17 protein-coding genes are annotated in these 20,261 nt (G+C 55.6%); 15 read left to right on the top strand and 2 right to left on the bottom strand.

Features of this window, described 5'->3' with window-relative positions; genetic code table 11:
* Window positions 1–169 precede the first annotated feature (169 nt).
* The 14 genes from nusG to ACWTU9_RS26975 all read left to right on the top strand — a co-directional run bounded on the left by nusG (window position 170) and on the right by ACWTU9_RS26975 (window position 15,474).
* Entirely contained in the window at window positions 170–733 is a 564-nt protein-coding gene (gene nusG / locus ACWTU9_RS26910) for a transcription termination/antitermination protein NusG (protein ID WP_455860973.1), read from the top strand.
* Window positions 734–1,104: 371 nt separating this feature from the next.
* Complete coding sequence (locus ACWTU9_RS26915) at window positions 1,105–2,388, top strand: sugar transferase (RefSeq protein ID WP_455860974.1); 1,284 nt, start codon at window positions 1,105–1,107, stop codon at window positions 2,386–2,388.
* The gene (locus ACWTU9_RS26920) at window positions 2,389–3,723 is read left to right on the top strand and encodes a lipopolysaccharide biosynthesis protein (protein WP_455860975.1); all 1,335 of its coding nucleotides are present in this window, start codon (window positions 2,389–2,391) and stop codon (window positions 3,721–3,723) included.
* A gap of 25 nt (window positions 3,724–3,748) precedes the next feature.
* Complete coding sequence (gene pseC / locus ACWTU9_RS26925) at window positions 3,749–4,909, top strand: UDP-4-amino-4,6-dideoxy-N-acetyl-beta-L-altrosamine transaminase (RefSeq protein ID WP_455860976.1); 1,161 nt, start codon at window positions 3,749–3,751, stop codon at window positions 4,907–4,909.
* Complete coding sequence (gene pseF / locus ACWTU9_RS26930) at window positions 4,906–5,607, top strand: pseudaminic acid cytidylyltransferase (RefSeq protein ID WP_455860977.1); 702 nt, start codon at window positions 4,906–4,908, stop codon at window positions 5,605–5,607. The genes pseC and pseF overlap by 4 nt, the downstream gene beginning before the upstream one ends.
* Window positions 5,608–5,636: 29 nt before the next feature.
* Window positions 5,637–6,725 (top strand): UDP-2,4-diacetamido-2,4,6-trideoxy-beta-L-altropyranose hydrolase, encoded by a 1,089-nt coding sequence (pseG, locus tag ACWTU9_RS26935; protein ID WP_455860978.1) that lies wholly within the window; start codon window positions 5,637–5,639, stop codon window positions 6,723–6,725.
* Entirely contained in the window at window positions 6,712–7,248 is a 537-nt protein-coding gene (pseH, locus tag ACWTU9_RS26940; protein ID WP_455860979.1) for a UDP-4-amino-4,6-dideoxy-N-acetyl-beta-L-altrosamine N-acetyltransferase, read from the top strand. Before pseG ends, pseH begins: the two co-directional genes overlap by 14 nt.
* Window positions 7,245–8,306 carry a pseudaminic acid synthase gene (pseI, locus tag ACWTU9_RS26945; RefSeq protein ID WP_455860980.1) on the top strand — a complete coding sequence of 354 codons (1,062 nt, stop codon included), beginning with the start codon at window positions 7,245–7,247 and terminating at the stop codon, window positions 8,304–8,306. The genes pseH and pseI overlap by 4 nt, the downstream gene beginning before the upstream one ends.
* Window positions 8,303–9,766: a capsular polysaccharide export protein, LipB/KpsS family gene (locus ACWTU9_RS26950; protein ID WP_455860981.1), complete on the top strand. Its 1,464-nt coding sequence runs from the start codon at window positions 8,303–8,305 to the stop codon at window positions 9,764–9,766. Before pseI ends, ACWTU9_RS26950 begins: the two co-directional genes overlap by 4 nt.
* Before the next feature lie 70 nt (window positions 9,767–9,836).
* Complete coding sequence (locus tag ACWTU9_RS26955; RefSeq protein WP_455860982.1) at window positions 9,837–11,003, top strand: glycosyltransferase; 1,167 nt, start codon at window positions 9,837–9,839, stop codon at window positions 11,001–11,003.
* Window positions 11,004–11,021: 18 nt separating this feature from the next.
* A complete protein-coding gene (locus tag ACWTU9_RS26960; protein WP_127229668.1) occupies window positions 11,022–12,050 on the top strand; it encodes a polysaccharide biosynthesis protein in 1,029 nt (342 codons plus the stop codon).
* Window positions 12,051–12,129: 79 nt separating this feature from the next.
* A complete protein-coding gene (locus tag ACWTU9_RS26965) occupies window positions 12,130–13,038 on the top strand; it encodes a dTDP-4-dehydrorhamnose reductase family protein (RefSeq protein ID WP_455860983.1) in 909 nt (302 codons plus the stop codon).
* A 98-nt stretch (window positions 13,039–13,136) separates the two neighbouring features.
* On the top strand, window positions 13,137–14,270 hold the full coding sequence (gene wecB, locus ACWTU9_RS26970; RefSeq protein ID WP_455860984.1) for a non-hydrolyzing UDP-N-acetylglucosamine 2-epimerase: 1,134 nt from the start codon (window positions 13,137–13,139) through the stop codon (window positions 14,268–14,270).
* Between the two features lie 121 nt (window positions 14,271–14,391).
* On the top strand, window positions 14,392–15,474 hold the full coding sequence (locus tag ACWTU9_RS26975; protein WP_455861011.1) for a glycosyltransferase family 4 protein: 1,083 nt from the start codon (window positions 14,392–14,394) through the stop codon (window positions 15,472–15,474).
* Between the two features lie 273 nt (window positions 15,475–15,747).
* Here the strand turns inward: ACWTU9_RS26975 and ACWTU9_RS26980 are convergent, their stop codons facing one another.
* Complete coding sequence (locus tag ACWTU9_RS26980) at window positions 15,748–16,080, bottom strand: hypothetical protein (RefSeq protein WP_455860985.1); 333 nt, start codon at window positions 16,078–16,080, stop codon at window positions 15,748–15,750.
* An 835-nt stretch (window positions 16,081–16,915) separates the two neighbouring features.
* On the opposite strand from ACWTU9_RS26980, the gene ACWTU9_RS26985 reads away from it, so the two are divergent.
* The gene (locus ACWTU9_RS26985) at window positions 16,916–18,238 is read left to right on the top strand and encodes a hypothetical protein (protein WP_455860986.1); all 1,323 of its coding nucleotides are present in this window, start codon (window positions 16,916–16,918) and stop codon (window positions 18,236–18,238) included.
* Here the strand turns inward: ACWTU9_RS26985 and ACWTU9_RS26990 are convergent.
* Window positions 18,219–20,105, bottom strand: a complete 1,887-nt coding sequence (locus tag ACWTU9_RS26990; RefSeq protein WP_454508455.1) for a hypothetical protein — start codon at window positions 20,103–20,105, stop codon at window positions 18,219–18,221. The genes ACWTU9_RS26985 and ACWTU9_RS26990 overlap by 20 nt on opposite strands.
* Between the last annotated feature and the right edge of the window lie 156 nt (window positions 20,106–20,261).

The following is a 20,261-nucleotide window of genomic DNA, read 5'->3' on the forward strand; positions in this document are numbered from 1 at the left end:
CGCAGGCCGTGATGAGTTATATTAGTGAGACGTGATTCACACAGCGGCACCAATAAGTATCGTACACCTTTCGGCAAGCGAAACACTATGGAAAAATATTTCAATTAAAGTTATCGGAACGCAATGTGAATCGCTTGCGCGGTGCGCAAGGTAGCCCGAAAGTGCTGCTATGACTAATACGGGATTCCACGTCACAAGAGACGGAGCGTCGCAGGACTCCAAAGCCGCACCCGTTGGTGTGCGTTGGTATGCAGCCGGCGTGTTTGCTGGCAGAGAAACTATAGCAGAACAACATCTTCAAAGGCAGGGATTTACGTCGTTCGTGCCGCGCGCGGTAAAAACCGTTCATCATGCCCGTCGGACTTACACACGGGCAGCAGCGTATTTCCCAGGGTATATGTTTGTTGCTCTGGACGTTACACAGCAACGCTGGCGCGCAGTGAACGGAACTATCGGTGTTCGCTCGTTGATCATGCGGGGGGATAGACCCTCGCCAGTTCCTTCCGGTTTGGTCGAGCGGTTCATCGCATTGACTGGTAAGGACGGTCTGCTTGATTTCAGTGGCAGTCTCAAGCTGGGATCCTCGGTTCGAATTCTATCAGGCCCTTTCGCCGAGCTGATAGGTCGCCTTGACCGACTTGATTCTACAGGACGGGCTAGGGTGTTAGTCGCGATCATGAACGGCGAAATTCCTATTCAACTCGAATCCAGCAGTCTTGTCGCAATAGCGTGATCTAAGCGCGTTACTGCTTGATTGCGCGCCTACTTCGTTACGTTATGAAAAATTCCGGTTTTCACCCGGGAGTGCGGTAGCCGTGACCTAGTGCATTTGCCCTGGGACTTTGCGCGCCACTGGGGCGATTTCCGCGCCTAAGTAAAACATTTGTGTCGCTCATGGCACTGTCGGCCAAAGGCGGCACCGTTGGCGCCGACGACCGCCACAATCTGTTTTATTCTGTCCAGACGACACGATTGTCCAAAGACTTGCCGACCTAAAGATCGGCGAGTGCTCGTCAGCGGCTCTGTCCCCAACAACCTGGCAACCTCAACGGTGTCGTTATTGCCGCGTGACAGCAGACACGCCAAAATAGCCGGATAGCAACCATGAACATGAATGTTCGCGTCATCAACTTGCCAAATCAAAGGCATCTCCTTTTGCAAATGCGATTTCAGCTTGCAGGCGGTCTGGCATTTGCAGTTCTGATTCCGGCACTTATCCGCAGCTCAGTTGATCCCGGAGTGATCTACTCCTCCAACATGCAAATCACGATTGTCGCGGTGATCATTGCGCACGTAACCGGATATTTGCTCTACCGCAGGATTGGGACCTTCCCGGGGGTAGCTGCAGCAGGATACATTTTGCCTACCTTTGCGTTAGCTTACGGCCTCGTGTTCCTGACCATTTTCTTTCTGCGCATCGACTATAGCCGGTTTCAGGTGGCCGCCAGCTTTGTGCAGTCGACGTCTTGGTACTTTGCGTTAAGCGTTGCGACCCGGCGACTGGATCCATACCAGTTGGCTGTTATCCCTGGCGGCAATGTCGATCGCCTCGAAAACATACCGGGCGTGTGTTGGCATTGGATTCGGTCGTCAAACGAAATCATAGAACATGCGAGTGGTGTGGTAGCAGACCTTCGGGCCGATCTTTCAAACGAATGGGAACGATATATCGCCGATCGCGCGCTTTCTGGTACGCCGGTCTATCACACAAAACAGATCAGCGAGTCGCTCACAGGCCGCGTCGAGATCGAGCATCTTTCCGAGAACACCCTCGGCTCGATCAATCCCAATCAAGCCTATTTGAAAGTCAAGCAAGCACTCGATTGGATTGCGGCGCTAGCAATATTGGTTCTCCTGGCGCCAGCGCTGCTCTTTGTCGCTGCGCTAATTAGATTTGACTCAACAGGGCCTGCGCTGTTTAGGCAGCAACGGATGGGTTATCGAGGAAAGGTGTATCAGGTCTACAAATTTAGAACGATGAGAACTAGTTCTCACGTTGCTGACGAAAAGGAACAGGCAATTACAAAGGCTGGTGACGCGCGCATCACTGGATTGGGTAGGTTTTTGAGGAAGTCTAGGATCGACGAACTGCCTCAGATCATCAATATCCTGCGCGGAGAAATGAGCTGGATAGGACCTCGACCCGAGGCCCTCGTTCTCTCCCGCTGGTACGAGGCCGAATTGCCGTTCTATAGGTATCGGCACATTGTACGGCCGGGCATCACGGGGTGGGCGCAGGTTAACCAAGGGCATGTTGCGGCAGTAGGGGAGGTATTAGAGAAACTTCACTACGATTTTTACTATATCAAGAACTTTTCGCCGTGGTTGGACCTGCTAATTGTGTTCCGTACGGTTAGAACTGTCCTCACTGGCTTCGGCGCGCGTTAAATGAGCGAGATTACAAGCTCACGCCGAGGCTGGGCATTGAGGATGGCGGCCGCATCCATTCCGCAGGGAAATGAGCGTTTTGTTGCCGGGGCGGTCCGCCTGCTGAATATTGGTCTTCGGTTCGGCACTCTATTAACACGATTTCTGTTCGTATTTTTCCTGGCCAGGTATGTCGATCCGAAATCGGTCGGATATTACGGCCTTTTCACTGCCACGGTCATCTACGGTCTCTATTTGGTTGGCCTTGACTTCTATATCTTCGCTTCGCGCGAGATCCTGCAAGTCTCTGACGATCAGCGAGGGGCTATGCTGAAAGGCCAATTGGCGTTGTGCGGCCTTCTTTACGTGTTTGTCCTGCCTCCGGTTGTCTTGATCTTGAAGAGCGAGGGCTGGTCAGCCTCACTGCTATGGTGGTTCGTTCCAATTCTTGCACTGGAGCATTTCAACCAAGAGGTCTCGCGTCTTCTCATCGTGTTGTCGGACCAGGTCGCCGCGAGCGTAACCCTATTCGTGCGGCAGGGCAGTTGGGCAATCGCGGCGGTGGTCCTGATGATCGGATTTCCAGGAAGCCGGAATCTGGACGTGATCATGGCCCTTTGGGCGTGCGCGGGCTTAGCTACGGCAGCATTGGGTGTTTGGAGAGTCAAGCAACTTCCGATAGGCGGCTGGTCAAAGCCAGTTGATTGGCGCTGGGTTCGAAAAGGGATCTCGGTCAGCGCGGCGTTCCTGGTTTCAACTCTCGCCTTGCGTGGCATCCAGACCGCCGATCGATATTGGATGGAGGATCTTGGCGGAATAGAAGCGGTGGGTGCTTATGTGTTGTTCCTTGGCGTCGCAGGAACGCTGATGGTCTTTCTAGATGCGGGGGTGTTTTCGTTCAGCTACCCAGCATTGATCAGCCATAGCCACAAGCGCGAGTACGAGCTTGCCCGCACGACGGTTCGGCAGATGTTTATCCAGACGTTAGCTGTTTCTATTGCCTTTGGCTGTGTCAGTTGGGTGGCGTTGCCTTACCTGCTCGGTTGGGTAGGCAAGACAGTCTATCTGGACGCGCTTGATTTGTATCCATGGGTTGCAGTTGCAGCGATCGTCAACGCTGTGGGTATGGTGCCTCACTATGCTCTCTATGCCCGAGGGTGCGACAGGCCCATCATCTACAGTCACATCGCCGCATTGCCGGTATTTATCGGATCCACTTGGTGGCTCGGCAAAACCCACGCCGAACTGGCCGTTCCCATTGGAATGACGATCTCGTTCACACTGATCCTCGCTTGGAAAGCGATCGCCTACAGGCAGCTCGACAAGAAACAGATCACGCTAAAATCAACGGTTTAGCTATGCTCAAATACGGTCCTCACCTATGATCCGCTATGGTCAACAAGATATAACGCAGGCTGACATCGATGCAGTTGTGGGTGTTCTGAAGTCCGTCAATCTCACTCAAGGTCCCAACATCCCGAAGTTTGAGCAGAGTGTGTTGGCGCATACGGGTGCCAGTCATGCGGTGGCCGTCAACAGCGCCACCTCGGCACTTCACATTGCGTGTTTGGCGCTGGACTTGGGGCCCGGCGACTTCCTTTGGACCACGCCGAACACGTTTGTGGCCTCGGCTAATTGTGCGCTCTATTGCGGAGCCCAAGTGAGCTTCGTGGATGTTGACCCGCGTACTTATAATCTTTGTCCAAGGGCTCTGCAGGAAAAGCTTATCGAAGCCGAAAAAGCCGGGCGGCTGCCCAAGATCGTGGTGCCAGTGCACCACACTGGGCAGCCATGCGATATGGAAGCCATTCACGACCTGGGTAAAAAATACGGCTTCAAGATCATCGAAGATGCCTCGCACGCTATCGGCGCTCGCTACAAGGGGGAGCCGGTCGGAAATGGGCGATACAGCGACATTACGGTGTTCAGTTTTCATCCGGTAAAGATCATCACAACCGCTGAAGGAGGCATGGCGTTAACTAACGACGATGAGCTGGCAACGCGTTTGGGGCTGTTGCGAAGCCACGGCATCACACGAGAGCCTTCGCTCATGACGCAGCCAATGGACGGCCCCTGGTATTATCAACAGGTGGCTCTTGGCTACAACTACCGCATGACGGACATGCAAGCTGCGTTAGGCGTGAGTCAAGTTGCTCGCCTGACCCAGTATGTGAAGCGGCGACATGAGATCGCCGACCGTTACAACACGCTCCTGGCCGATCTGCCGCTGACGCTGCCATGGCAGCACCCTGACAGCTATTCCGCGTATCATTTGTACGTGATCCGCCTGCAGCTGGAGAACATAGGTGCGTCGCATCTAGAGGTTTTCGAGGCACTGCGCGCCAAGGATATCATGGTCAATCTGCATTACATCCCGGTGCATACCCAACCCTATTACCAGGTGATGGGCTTCCGGAACGGCGACTACCCAGAGGCTGAGCGCTATTACCGCGAGGCTATCAGTATCCCCATGCACCCAGCGTTGACCGGCGCGGACCAGGGGGTCGTGGTTAAGGTGCTACGCGAGGCCATGGGGCTATGAGACTCGCCGTGATTCCGGCGCGGGGCGGTTCGAAGCGTATCCCGCGGAAGAACATCCGCACCTTTGGGGGGCTGCCGATAATCGCGTGGTCGATTCGCGCGGCCTTACGCAGCGCCTGTTTCGACCGTATCATCGTCAGCACGGACGATGCTGAGATCGCTAAAGTGGCTAAAGAATACGGCGCCGAAGCGCCTTTCCTGCGCCCGGGCGAACTTTCTGACGATCACACTGGAACCGTTCCCGTCGTGGCGCATGCCATCCGATGGTTCGCGACGGAGGGGGCTGCTGCCAAAGAGGTCTGTTGCCTCTACGCCACCGCGCCATTTGTGAGGGCGAGCGATCTGCGACAAGGTTTGGACATGCTTCGGTCGACGGAAGCCGACTTCGCGTTCTCGGTGACGAGTTACGCCTTTCCCATTCAAAGGGCGTTGCGGATCACGGCAGGCCAGCGCGTGGCGATGTTCGAGCCGGAGCATCTTGGAAGCCGCTCACAAGACCTTGAGGAGGCCTGGCACGATGCGGGTCAGTTCTATTGGGGCCGCTCCGAGGCTTGGCTCAACAACAAGCCTGTGTTCGGGCAAGGTAGCGTCCCAGTGTTGTTGCCACGTCATCGTGTGCAAGACATCGACACACCCGAGGACTGGGAGCGGGCGGAATGCATGTTTCGGATCCTGAGCCCGGAATCAGGATCGGAATGACCCCAGATGCTCTGCGGTAATTAAAACCCGTGCAGATCGCTTTTCGAACTGATGCCTCGATCGAGATTGGCACCGGCCATGTCATGCGTTGTCTCACGCTGGCTGACGCGCTGCGGGAGCGCGGGGCAGAATGCCTATTCATCTGCCGCCTACACACTGGCCATCTTATGGATTTGATAGCAGAGCGTGGCCACAGGACCGTTGCGCTGCCGAGGCCTCCTGTGGACGTAACGCTGACGCATGGGGGGCCACCCCACGCCTACTGGCTGGGGACGAACTGGGCAACAGATGCCCAAGAGACGCACCAAGCCATTGGGGCTGTGGACTGTCTGGTCGCGGATCATTACGGGCTGGACCGCCGCTGGGAGGAAGCGCTTCGTTCTGCCTGTCAATACCTGATGGTGATCGATGACTTGGCTGACCGCCCCCACGATTGCGATCTGTTGCTCGACCAAAGCCTTGGCCGCACGAAGGGGCACTACGACGGCCTCTTGGGGGCTAGCGCCATCCCATTGCTCGGGCCGAAATACGCGCTACTGCGGCCTGAGTTTGCCGAGCTGCGCGCAGAGAGCCTTGCTCGTCGGGGTCAACCTAAGCTCGAGCACTTACTCATAACCATGGGCGGCGTGGACAAGGAAAATCTCACGGGCCTTGTGTTGGACGCGCTCGATGAGGGCACCTTGCCCCCGACTTTGCGGATCACAGTTGTCATGGGGCCGAGTGCGCCGTGGAAGGACCAGGTGCGTATCCGCGCGGGTTCAATGCGCCGCCCAACGCAGGTTCTGGTTGGCGTGAGCGACATGGCCCGCTTGATGGCCGAAAGCGACCTTGCTATCGGCGCGGCCGGAAGTACTTCCTGGGAACGCTGCTGCATGGGCCTGCCCAGCTTTGTGTTTGCGCTGGCGGACAACCAACATGCCGTTGCCGCGGCGCTGCAGGCCTCAGGCGCCGTCGCGGCCCTCCGGAATCCCTCGCAACTTGTAACGCAATTGGAGGAACTCCTGGTGTCAGGGACGGTCGGTCAGTTTCTCTTTGACTTGAGCAACGCCGCCGCAAGGGTCACTGACGGAGAAGGCGTTACCCGGATCGCCAATCGGATGGTCAATGAATATGTCTGAGCCGTTCGGCGTTCGGGCAATGATCGCCGAGGATCTGCCAATGGTGCTGGCGTGGCGAAATCATTGGGACGTGCGTCGTTTCATGTTCACCCAACACGAAATCGGCCTGGACGAGCACCGGAATTGGTTCGCCCGATCGAGCAGAGAGGAAACACGCCGATTGCTTGTGGTTCTGGATGGAGAAGTCCCGATCGGCTTCGTTCAGTTCGACAATGTCGCTCACGCCGGGGCATCGAACTGGGGATTTTATGCTGACCCTCAGGCAACGAAAGGAACCGGGAAAATGCTCGGCTTCGCGGCGTTGAATTATGCCTTTGACGAATTGAAGCTGCACAAGGTTTGCGGGCAGGCCGTTGATTTCAACACAGCCTCCATCGCGCTGCACGAACGTTTGGGCTTTAGTCAGGAGGGCATATTGCGGGAGCAACAACGTATCGACGGCGTTTATCGCTCCCTCGTCTGCTTTGGGTTGCTGAGAAGCGACTGGAATAATCGAATGAAACCTGTTGGAGAACCCAGTTGAGCTGTATCCAGATCGCCGGGCGCCGGATCGGGCCCGGTCAGCCCCCTTATGTCATTGCCGAATTGTCCGCCAATCATAACGGCAGCATCGAAACGGCCCTGCACCTTGTGGAGGAGGCCAAGAAGGCCGGGGCAGATGCCGTCAAGCTGCAGACCTATAAGCCCGATACGATCACGCTTGATTGCAAGGGGGAGGAGTTCCGCATCGACGGCGGTTTGTGGGGCGGGCGCACACTCTATGATCTCTATGAAGAAGCGCATATGCCGTGGGACTGGCACAAGCTCCTCTTCGACCGTGGCCGCGAACTCGGCGTTACGATCTTCAGCTCGCCTTTCGACAACACGGCGATTGATCTCCTCGAAGACTTGAATGCGCCGGCTTATAAGATCGCCTCCTTCGAAGCTGTTGATTGGGCGTTAATTAAATACGCAGCCAGCACCGGCAAACCGATGATCATCTCGACCGGGATGGCGGATGCAGAGGAAATCCACGAAGCGATAGAGGCAGCGCGTGAGGGCGGCTGCAGCGAATTAGCAATTCTCCACTGCGTCAGCGGCTATCCTGCACCGGCCGATGACTACAATCTGCAGACCATACCCGACATGATTGAGCGGTACGGACTGGTCACAGGCCTTTCTGATCATACGCTGGACAATACCACCGCCATTGCCAGTGTGGCTTTGGGGGCTTCGATCATCGAAAAGCACTTCACCCTTAACCGCGGCGGCGGCGGTCCGGACGATAGCTTCTCACTCGAGCCTGCCGAACTGGCGGCATTGTGTGCCGGCGCGAAAACGGCTTGGAAGGCGCTTGGCAAGGTCGATTATGGACGCAAATCGAGCGAGCAGGGGAACGTGAAGTTCCGCCGGTCGCTCTATTTTGTACGGGACCTGAAGGCCGGTGATGTCATCACTCGAGACAGCATACGCAGTGTGCGACCGGGCTTTGGCCTTGCGCCTAAAAATCTCGAAGCTGTATTGGGCCGTCAGGTGGTTGAGGACATTCATTCCCCGACAGCAGTGCGCGCTGAGCTGATTGGTAGCTGGCAGGCAAAATGAACATTCTGCTTCTCTCGAACAGCGCGCCGAACTATTTTAATTTTTTCAACGGGTTGGCTGCGCGTTTCCGCAACGACGGAGCCACCGTGGCGGTCGCGGTAGACAGCGCATTTTCTCGCAAGGAGAACAGCCTGGATTCCGCGGGTTTCGCCGCAGTTTATGACTTCTCATCCTTTTTTGCGAACCATAAGGTGGATTTCGACATTCTAGCTCGCTATTCCGGCTATGATTTGAACTCTGCCCTACTGTCAGACTTCGAGCGCGCGCAGACCTATGGCATCTGGGGCAAAGGCGCAGACCTCGACTTTTTTGATCGGCTAAAAAGTGCGTTGCTTACGTTTTTCGAGACGATATTCGAAAAGCAAGGGACGGAACTCGTTCTATACGAGAATGTCTCCAATACATTTGCACATTTCGCGCTGTTCGTGGCCCGGGAACGGCGAGCCCTTTATATTGGTCTAGGGGCATCTCGGCTGCCAGGCCGGTTTTCAGTTTCTGGGGATCCCTTGGCTGATGACTCTGTTGAGAGAAATTTTGCTGCGATCCGAGGTGGCTACAAGACGGTGGAACCGGATGTTCACCGCTGGGTGAGGGACTACATCGCCAACATCGAGACGATCGTTCCCGATTACATGAAAATCAATGGCCTGGAACGTATCGCCTTGATCAAACGGTACTTTAGGCGCGACCGTCTTACCAGGATCAAGGCGCTGCTACGCCACGCGTCCGACAGTCGGACCAATTCATTCCAGATCGGCAATCCCCTGCGCACACATACAAGCCTCTTTCTGCGCAATGTCCGTCGACGTCTCAAAGCGGGCACCGTTCGCGGCATGTATCAAAAGGCCGTAGCGGGAGAACAATTTCTTCTATACCCGATGCACTTCCATCCCGAAGCCTCTACGTCGATCCTCGCGGGAGCCTACCTCGACGAATATGAGGTGATCCGTAACATTGCCTTCAGTCTGCCTGAGGGCACCCGCTTGTATGTCAAGGATCATATTAGTGCATGGGCATATCCCACGCTCGACTTCTACAGGCGTATTCGATCTCTGCCAAATGTCAGGTTGTTAGGGCCGCAAGAGCCGACAAAGGAGCTGATCAAATCGTCTGTCGGGGTCATCACCCTCACCAGCACTGTTGGCTACGAGGCGCTTCTGCTCAAAAGGCGCGTTTTTCTATATGGCCGTGTGTTTTATGAATTCCACAAGGGCGTCGTCCCGATAGTAAACCCTGCCAACCTCCGTCGCATAATTTCGAGCGGCCTAGCCTCGCCGATAGGTTGGGACGATCAGTACAATCATGATTTCGTCTGTGCTTATTGGCTGTCGACGTTGCCGGGAACACTCAATCTTATGCTGGACCGTGTGCCGGCCGCTCAGGCTGCTGAGCATATCTACCGAGAATTGCTAAAGGCCGGGCTATTGCGCGGTTTGCCGGCGATGAAGAGCGCAGCTTAAAGCGCAACTTTCAAAGTCTACAGCTTACATCTGAAGGCGGCGGTTTGCCGACAACGGCTCTTTTTCGAACATGAGCAAGATCAGAGTCCTTTGTGTTGCCGATTTTTATTTGCCGGGCTTCAAGGCGGGCGGACCAATTCGTACGCTTGCCAATATGTGTGAAGCTCTGCGCAGCAACATTGAGTTTTCGATTTTCACAAGAGATCGCGATTTGGGCTCCGATGAGCCGTATCCGGGAGTCCGTGTCAACAGGTGGGTGCGCTCGCCGAGCAGTTTGATATATTATGCTGACCCGAGCAAATTCAATGCCGGACACGTGGCCAAAGCCGCGAAGCTTCACAGCTTCGACGTTTTGTACCTGAACAGCTTTTTTGGCTATCGATCATCAATTTCGATTTATCTCAAGCAGCGATTGGTCTGGAGAAATGGCGCGAGTGTCTGCATCGCGCCACGTGGCGAGTTCTCTGCAGGCGCGCTCTCGATAAAGAGTTTTAAAAAAAGAATTTATCTGAGCTGCGCCAAGCTAGTTGGGCTTTATCGGGATGTGCACTGGCACGCCTCAACCCTACTGGAAGCTGAAGATATTCAGCGGCAGTTTCCCAATGCAAGGGGCAAAATCCATCTCGCGGCTGATCCGGTGTCCGCGGCAGGTGAAAGCTTTACGCGCCTGAAACGTCAGCGAAAAAGGGCGGGCGAACTAAGCATTGCCTTCATATCGCGCATCTCACCTATGAAGAATCTCACAGGCCTCGTCGAGATTCTCTGCCGAGTGGATCGCAAGATCAAGCTTAGCATTTTTGGCCCCGTAGAGGACGCTGCATACTGGCGGAATTGCCAGACCATCATCAAACGCCTCCCGACCCACATCACCGTCGAATACCGTGGAGCGCTCGAGCCTCATGAGGTTTCCGCCACGTTTGCTGCATATGATTTGTTCGCATTCCCCACTCTGGGGGAAAATTTCGGGCATGTTATCTTTGAAGCTCTGCGCGCCGGCACACCCGTGCTGGTTAGCGATCGGACACCCTGGCGTGCCGTTTCAACGGGCGCAATCACGGTAATCCCCCTCGTTTCCGTTGACGTCTGGCGACAGCAACTGGCGCGCGCCGCGGACAGGGATGCCGAAGAACAACGATCACTCGAAAAAGCCGCGCTTGAATTCGCAAACCGCTACGCCGCAACCGACGAGGCGCGATCGGACACCCTGAAAATGTTCCGTTCCGTTGCAGCCAATTGAAATAGAAAAGGACTTTCGATGTTCACCGGAAAGACCCTCCTCATAACCGGCGGTACAGGCTCATTCGGAAATGCTGTTTTGCGGCGGTTTCTCGATTCTGACCTGGCTGAAATCCGCATCTTTAGCCGGGATGAGAAGAAGCAGGACGACATGCGGAAAAAATACAACAATCAAAAACTTAAGTTCTATATTGGTGATGTTCGCGACTATCAGTCGGTCCTTAACGCCGTGCGGGGCTCCAATTTCATTTATCACGCTGCCGCACTCAAGCAGGTGCCCTCCTGCGAATTCTACCCGCTTGAAGCCGTCAAAACCAATGTCCTGGGAACTGAGAACACCTTGGAAGCGGCCATAAACTCCGGTGTGGAGCGTGTGATCTGCCTGAGCACAGACAAGGCCGTATATCCGATCAACGCCATGGGCATCAGCAAGGCGATGATGGAGAAGGTCATCGTCGCCAAGTCGCGATTGAGCAACAATACCGCCATATGCGCTACTCGATACGGCAATGTGATGGCCTCGCGCGGCTCGGTGATCCCGTTGTTCACCAACCAAATTCGCGCGGGCCAGCCTATTACCATCACCGATGCTGCCATGACGCGTTTCATGATGACACTGGACGACGCGGTCGACCTGGTGCTCTACGCTTTCCAGCATGGCAATCCCGGTGAGATCTTCGTGCAAAAGGCGCCGGCGGCCACGATTGAGACCCTGGCTAGAGCGCTTACGGAGCTCCTGGGCGCTCCTGACCATCCAATTAGAATAATCGGTACGAGACACGGTGAGAAACTGTTCGAAGTCCTGCTCAGCCGAGAGGAAAAAGTGGCGGCCCAGGACCTGGGCAACTACTATCGTGTTCCGCCAGATCTCCGCGATCTGAACTATGGGAAATTTTTCGAGCAGGGCGAGATCGAGATTTCGGAATCGACCGACTACAATTCACACAACACCACAAGGTTGGGCATCAAAGAGATGCAGTCGCTGTTGATGAAGCTTCGCTTTGTGCAAGCTATTGTCCGCGGAGAGCATGTTGAGCCAGAAGAGTGAGCCAGAAGGCGAACGTCCAAGGCTCCGCGGTCCCATTTAGCGCTATGGCGCAGCGCTCACCAGAAAGACGATACGCAACGTGAAGACGAACAAAATCCTCGTCCTGGGCGCAGGCGGCATGTTGGGAAACGCGGTCTTCCGCGTTTTCGCCGCCGACAATCGATTTGTAACGATTGGCACCCTCCGATCATCGGCCAAAGCACACTATTTTCTGCCCGATGAGCAAGGAGTCGTAATCTCCAATCTCGACGTCCGGAACGACGGAGATCTGGTGGCCCTGTTTGCCGACACCAAACCGGATGTCGTAGTAAACTGTGTGGGCGTCATTAAGCAGCTTGACGCCTCCCGGAACCATGTCACGGCACTTTCGATCAACGCTTCTCTCCCTCACCGCCTGGCGCAACTTTGCCGCATGACCGGAGCCCGCTTAGTGCATGTGAGCACGGATTGTGTTTTTTCGGGCGCGAAGGGCAATTACCGGGAATCCGATTTTGCCGATGCAAACGATCTGTACGGAAGGACCAAGTTTCTAGGTGAGGTGGATTACCCGAATGCAGTGACGCTTCGGACCTCAATCATCGGCCACGAATTGGAGAGTTCGAAAAGTCTGGTTGACTGGTTTTTGAGCCAGAATGACCAGGTGAAGGGCTATAAGAATGCCGTCTTTTCAGGTTTGCCAGCGGTTGAGCTGGCCCGGGTGATTATAGAGCTTGTCGTGCCAAATGCCGAGTTGAGGGGTGTGTTTCACGTCTCAGCTGATCCCATTTCCAAATTCGATCTTCTCTCCTTGATCTCAAGGATCTACGGGAAAAAGATTGATATCATCCCCGACACAACGGTGACTGTAGATCGATCCTTGAATTCGGACTTATTCAAGAAAGCAACGGGATTTATACCGGATGCATGGTCGATACTTATCTTGAAAATGTACGATAGCTATCTGGAATATAACAAGCTTAGTGCTCCGAAGGGAGTGCATAGCTCGTAGTTAGCAGATGCGCGCGCTTTCGTTTGGAATTGCTAACTGAGTGGCTTGCGGCCTGGTCAGCGCGCGGTTCCGCCTTGCGGGGCAAGAATGTGGAGTAGATGGTGAACAGGCTGAAGGTTATGACGATCGTCGGGACGCGCCCGGAGATTATCCGATTGTCGCGGGTAATCGACCGATTGGATCAATCGTGTGACCAATGCCTCGTGCATACGGGCCAGAACTATGACTATGAATTGAACCAAATCTTTTTCGAGCAGCTTAAGATTCGCCCGCCGGATCTGTTTCTTGAAGCGTCAGAAAGCACGGCCGCCAAAACGATTGGACGTGTGATCGCGGCAACGGATCAGGTGCTTCGCGAACGACGCCCTGAGTCGGTTTTGCTACTTGGGGACACCAACAGCTGCCTCGCAGCAATAGCCGCCAAACGGTTGAAGATACCTATTTTCCACATGGAGGCCGGCAATCGTTGTTTCGATTCGCGGGTTCCGGAGGAGATCAACCGCCGTATAGTTGATCATGTGGCCGACATTCATCTGCCTTACAGCCAGATTGCGCGAAGCTATCTGCTGCGAGAAGGGATTGCGCCCGAACAGATCATCGTAACGGGCAGCCCGATGCGTGAGGTGCTCGCCTACTACATGGATGAGATCAACAAATCGAGTATTTTGAGTCAACTCTCTCTTGAGCGAGGGAAGTACTTCGTTATGAGTGCTCATCGCGAAGAAAACGTCGACGATCCGGATAAAATGACCCGGATTGCTGGGATCGCCAATCGCATTGCGCAGGATCACGACTTTCCGGTAATTGTTTCGACGCACCCCCGCACCCGGTCGCGGCTGGACTCCCTTAACATCGAAATGAACCCCAGGATCCAGTTCATGAAGCCTTTCGGCTTCTTGGACTATGTGCACCTGCAGATGAATGCGAAAGCGGTTCTGTCCGACAGCGGTACGATCACGGAGGAGTCCTCTATCTTGAACTTTCCGGCGCTCACCTTGCGCGAAACCCATGAGCGTCCCGAAGGAATGGAGGAGGGGGCGGTAATGATGGTGGGCTTGGACGTGGACCGGGTCTGCCAGGGCCTTGCGATCCTGGAAAGCCAGCCCCGAGGGGCAGAGCGCGGGCTTCGTTTGGTTGCCGACTATAACGCACCCAATGTCAGCGAAAAGGTGGTTCGCATAATCCACAGCTATACCGACTACGTGAACCGTGTTGTATGGAAGAAGTACTGAGCGGCGCCAGATGCGGATCGCGTTGATAGCAGATACTTTTCCGCCGCTGCGGACGTCGGGAGCGGTACAATTGAGGGACCTTTCGCGGGAATTCGCGCGACAAGGGCATCGGTTGACGGTCATGCTGCCAACCGCCGAGTTGGGCCGTCCTTGGGCGCTTGAAGAGCTTGACGGGATAACTGTTCTCCGCTTGCGCGCGCCGCCTACCAAGGAAATTGGCTATGTGAGGCGCACTTGGAATGAGTTCGTCATGCCTTTTGCCATGTTGCGCAATCTGCGCAAAAGCCCGCTGGCAGGGCGCCGATGGGACGGGATTGTTTGGTACGCTCCCTCTATCTTCCATGGGCCTATGGCGAGCGCGCTAAAGCGCGAAAGCGGCTGCAAGGGGTATCTGATCATTCGCGATATTTTTCCCGAATGGGCGGTTGATATGGGCCTGATGGGCCGCGGTCTGCCCTACCGTTTCTTCGATTCCATCGCACGCTACCAGTACTCGGTTGCTGATGTGATCGGCGTGCAGACGCCGGGCAACCTGGTTTACTTCGATCGGTGGCGCCGGAAGTCGGGGCGTGTGGTTGAGGTGTTGCAGAACTGGCTGGGCAAACCTTCAAACGTGCGCTGTTCGATCCGCATCAGCGAGACGCCGTTGGCCGGACGAAAGCTGTTCGTGTACGCGGGCAACATGGGCGTCGCTCAAAGCGTCGGCATTGTATTGGACTTGGCGCAGAGAATGGCATCCCGGGCCGACGTAGGCTTTGTGCTGGTTGGCCGAGGCAGCGAGGCCCAAAGACTGAGAGAAAAAGCGCAGGCTTGCGGCCTCACCAACGTGGTCTTTTTCGATGAGATCCACCCCGACGAAATCCCAGACCTTTACGCACAGTGCCGAATTGGGATCGTATCGTTGGACCTCCGCCACAGATCGCACAACATACCAGGAAAGTTCCTGACTTATATGCAAAATGGCCTCCCCGTGCTCGCGCGTTTGAACCCCGGCAACGACTTGGCCCAGTTGATCCGAAACGAGCGGGTCGGCGAAGAGTGCCAGAGCGATCAGTTGGATGAACTGGCGGCGAAGGCGAAGAGGTTGCTGGCACAAATAGAGACGGATGCCGATCTGCCAGGACGTTGCAGGCGATTGTTCGATCGACAGTTTTCTGTCGAGCAGGCGGTGTCCCAGATCGCTGAAGCCCTTTCCAGGCGATGATCATAACGCTGCGGTCTTCGTCTTAGGGAAGGGCGCTGGACTTCTAATGCCGATCAGAGTGCTGCCTGTTTCCCGCGATAGCTGACCTCGAAAGATCACCACGCGGCCGGAGCCGCCGCGGCGACTGGGATCTCGGGTCACGGTCGCCGTGGGTCTCGCCAGTGTCTGGCCAGAGCCCCGTGTTCGTCGACGACATCCCGATCGGCGTGTGGATCAATCTGATCGAAGTCGAATCGGCCTACGGCGCGAAACAGTAGCTTGGCACTTCCACTGTTAGTTCTTTGATTGATGAAACGGATCGCGGATATGGTTGTCGGAGAACCAAACGACGTACGGTTGAAAAACGTCGACGGCCGATGGCTTGTCCAAGTCGTTGAAAACGGCAAAGTAACTCGGCGTTTGTTCAGCGCTCAGGACGCTGCCGAGAGTTACGCCGAACTCCAACGGATTAGACTGGGCCTGCCCGGAAAGTGTCCAATTTGGGGGGAGAATTCGGCCGATGAGCGCCCTAAAAGGCTTCGCGAAATGCCGGACTTCGTCATCGCCGATGTTCTCGACCTCGCCGAGTACTCTGATCGCGGTATTGTCACTACCCTGGTTGATCAATCCGGAGTTCGCCTCCGCCTCCACCTGACAGTCGTGACCTCAGAGCTGCTTTGCGAGCGAATTGCCACCGCGCTGGAACGCCGGTACGGCGCCTAGCCACTTCGTCGCTGCTTTCCTGCTTTCAGGGATCGACAGCGCACGCCACCCCGCCGGCGTGATCACCTCGATGAGGTGTCGCCATAGGGGTGGGTCTTGGCCTGAACGCCATCCGCCGCAGTTGGCAGCAGTGGCCCGTCAGGAATCTGAATCGAGGACTCCGCTCAGCACTATGAATAAACTGGTCGCTATTCCCGTTATCGGGCTTGTGTTTGCCGTCGCCTTCATGGCTGTCATACTCTCGCAGAGAGGCCAGCCACGCCCACCGCCACGCGCCGCGCTTTCGCCATTCAGCGGACGGCTGAACATTCCTTCGATAGACGACCTGCGGGTTGGGGGCCGCAAAATTGTCCTGTGCGGGGCGTCTTTGACGAAACGACTGGCTTTACGTGACATGGTAACGGAAGCCGCCCGGCGAGATTTCCAGGGAATGGTCTTGAATTGCAAACCGGTCGGCGCAGGCACCCCCTGCGATGGGAAGACCGGAGCCAGGATGGGGGATGCAATCGTCGTGCAGTGTTTCATGCCAGACGGTGGGGACCTGGCCGCTATTCTCGCTCAAAGGGGCTTGCTTTGTGGGCAGCCTGATCAGGTTGGGGCGACTTATCGAGCTTGTTGATACCGATGATAGGCAGCCCGCCATTCAGTGCGGGCTACCTGAGCTCGCACAAGGTTCGACACGATAAGCGAGAACGGGGCTCGGGCGGCATTGTGTGCCGGCGCGCGGTAAAGAGGGTCGATGTGGTTACCGACCAGGAGCGGGGGGTCATCAGCATTGCATAACCTTGCTGGTATTAGTGAAAAAAAGGGCGGGGCCATTTTGAGCTCTGCCTTAGTTATCGTCACGTATCTCACCATTGTGCTCTGCATCATAGGACAGTCGATCACCGAACTTTATACATCTAGCTACTTGTTCGTATTAATCGCCTGCCATACAGCAAAATTGTGCCTGATTAAATTTCGCTCTCCGCTCGATATGGTGATCGGAATCGCCTTCCTACTGCTCTATGTGCCTTTCGCTCCGAACTTACTTATTTTTGACGGCGTGGACGCGTCCGTGATCATCTCAATCTTTATCATCTTCTCGGACATCCTCAGGGTGTTTGACAACACCCCGGATTTCATTCCGGTTATACACTCGGGAAAGTGGCTTCAGTGGTGCGGGCTCGCTGTTGGCCTATCGTCGATCGTATTTATCGGAATTGCAGCACCGCGGCCTGAAATGAGCTTGATGATACCCATTGGCATTGCACTCCATTTTCAGGAGTGTTTGATCAAGAGCGGCCAGCAAAGACGTGGGTCAGTAATCGTATTTCTACTGTTTGAGGCCGCCATCGGCGGAAATCTTTTCCTCTATTGGGGAGGATACGGCAGACTCGCTGTGGCCGCGTACCTCATTATGCCGTTTGCGATGCTGTGCTCGTACCATCGGATCGGTATCAGGTTTTCCTATCTCGTGTTGGCCATGCCTGCTCTGCTGATATGGGCAATGCTCGTGAGAGGTGAAGACGCCAACAGCATAACCAGCTCCGCTGCTGTCGGCGTCACCGACCATATGCGGTTCACAGAGTACCTTCGATCCGGCCTGGGCTATGGTGATGTCGGGTTGGGTCCATACCTGAAGCAATTGGAGTTGTTCTACCTCAATTGGTTCCCGAGGGACCAGTGGGTTGGAAAACCAGTGGGGGCTGGGTATTATTCCGTCGACTACCTTTGGGGGCGCGTCGGTGTTGGCGACGACTACAATGTCTCGTTGGGTTTTGTTGGTGATCAGCTGTTCACTTTAGGGAAGGCATACCCGATTGGGTTGATGATCGTACTTGCATCAGTGATCCTGACAAGGAGAGCACTCGTTTGGCTCTCAGGAAAAGACAGCATAGCGGCTCTGATCGCATTTGACGCAACCCTTCTCACCTATTTCTGGGGCGGGATGGCCGCGTTTGGGGCCCGCGCATGGTTCGTAATTCTTCCAATCCTGGCCCTTTCAGGGCTAGGAAAAATTTGGACAAATGGCAGCCGCGGCCGTCCCTCCGTTACGGAAATTACATATAGTCGATCATGATCAGGCCGACAAAGCTGTCGCTCGATCCGGATTTTACGACCTTCATTTTGCCGTCCCAGTCGAGGCCGTCGGCGATCCAGATCACCAGGGTTTTTGAGGGGCCTCTGATGTTCGCTTCGAAGTGTCCCCCATCTCGTGGGGCAAGCGTGGCCACTAAGACTTCTTTGCCGGCCACCACAAAATAGAGATCCAACACAATGGCCGCCGCGGCGTTGATGTCATCGCAGAGCAGCCGGAACTTACAGGGCCTGGCGTACTGCGGGAGGAAGACCTGCATGGTGGCGGGATTGCTTCCGCCACCAAATCCACTCACGTCGCTCGGCGCCCACGTTAAGGTCTTCAACTCGGCGACTTGCCAGTTGCCGGAGTAGATTGTCTTCCGGTCGGCAGTGAGCTGGTAGTAGCCATCCACCACGGTCCCTGCAGGGCCCTCCTCCTCCATGCTGATCTCTGCCGGAATAGCTCGTCGATCGGATGCGCGCACAGCGGCGCTGCCATAGGCCGCATGGTCCGACACGCGCTTGTAGTTCAGGCGTCGGCAACCGTTAAGGTCAATCTTTCCATTTTCAGAGTGCCTTCCGAGGTCAGCGGTCATGTAGGCTTGCACGTCCATGGGAACATTGGAGTGCACATTGTCAAACCGAGCGTACACGCGGCCCCCAAACCTAGCCAGGATAGGGCTCGCGGACCTGCTTGCTCTGACGGCCATGTCTTCGAAACGCAGCCGGAAGGCGTTGCTTACCGAGATATCACTTGCCGTGTGATGGTCGATAAAGGGGCCATCCCCACGGGCCTCCATACGAACACCCCGACTTGCAAACTGTGCGGTTACCTGAAACGCGCCACCGACGCGGGGGTAAGTAAAGGACACATAGGGGCCGTACCCGATGACCGAGCCGCCCAGATGGTTGATGAAGCTACCGCGCTCGAAAACGATCATTGGCCATTTCTCGCTCGCGTCGGCCACGTCGTCGTTCTCAATGTCGAGGCCAATCAGCTGGTGATTGACCGCCTGGATGTTGTTGTAGATGAGGCTCTTTCTACAATTCTTGAACTTGCTGTGCAGGAACATCACCTCTGACTGATAGGCGTCTGTAAAGATAGTGGCCCCCCCGTCAAAGCGCGCCCCCTCTTGGAAACCGACGATCCGAACGCCTTTGAACAGGTGCTTCCACGCCGGCCCACCTGACAAAGTACCAACAAATTGGATCGCCCTTGATGTGCCCGGGGTCCTGTCGAGGAGCTCAATGTCCTCGAAATTGAGGTAGCTGATGTTGAGGTCACTGTAGAACATATTCTTTTTGGGCACCGCGTTATCAAACCAGATGCGGGTCGAGTTGCCGCTGTCGCCGATCACCTTGAACGAGAACTTGTAGTCAGCATTCGGCATGCATAGGGTGTCCGTAATCCGGTATTGGCGACCTGGGAGATGAACGGGCAGTCCGACGGTCATGGCGGCTTTGAAGGCTGCCCGTATTGGGCCCGTGTCGTCCGTGCCGACCCCCGTGAGGTTGCTGTAGTCGCCTGCGGCCCCGAAGGCTAAGACATTGAACCCTGCATCTCCTGGAACAACGTATAGCTTCACTCCGCCCGCGGTTGTGATGTGCTGGTCGCTGGCAGCAGACGCTGCTACCTGGTAGCGGAAGCCTTGAGCCTCGGCGATTTCACCAGCGCGAATCTGCACCCTGCCAATGCCTTCTGAATAGCAAAGCATGGTATCGGCCAAACAGGCTGCGACGGTCGCGAAGCTGTGTGAGATTGCAGCCCTTGCGTTTGGATTGCTTGGTCCAACAACGGGTTGGCCGGCTCGAATCGCCGGGATGAGACCAAGGCTTGGCGTTGCGCTGAGAAATTGACGGCGGTCCATACTTCGCTCCCTTGTCGCAGCGTGGTGTCACTTGAGCGTGCTCATCGAGTTGATCTTGACCTCTAAAGTGCCGCGTGACGGCTCGATACTTCCATGGGTATCGAGGTAGAGCCATCGCTTCGGTGGAAGCGACATTTCGAAGCAGAAAACAACTTG

This window comes from Mesorhizobium sp. 128a (assembly GCF_053848025.1).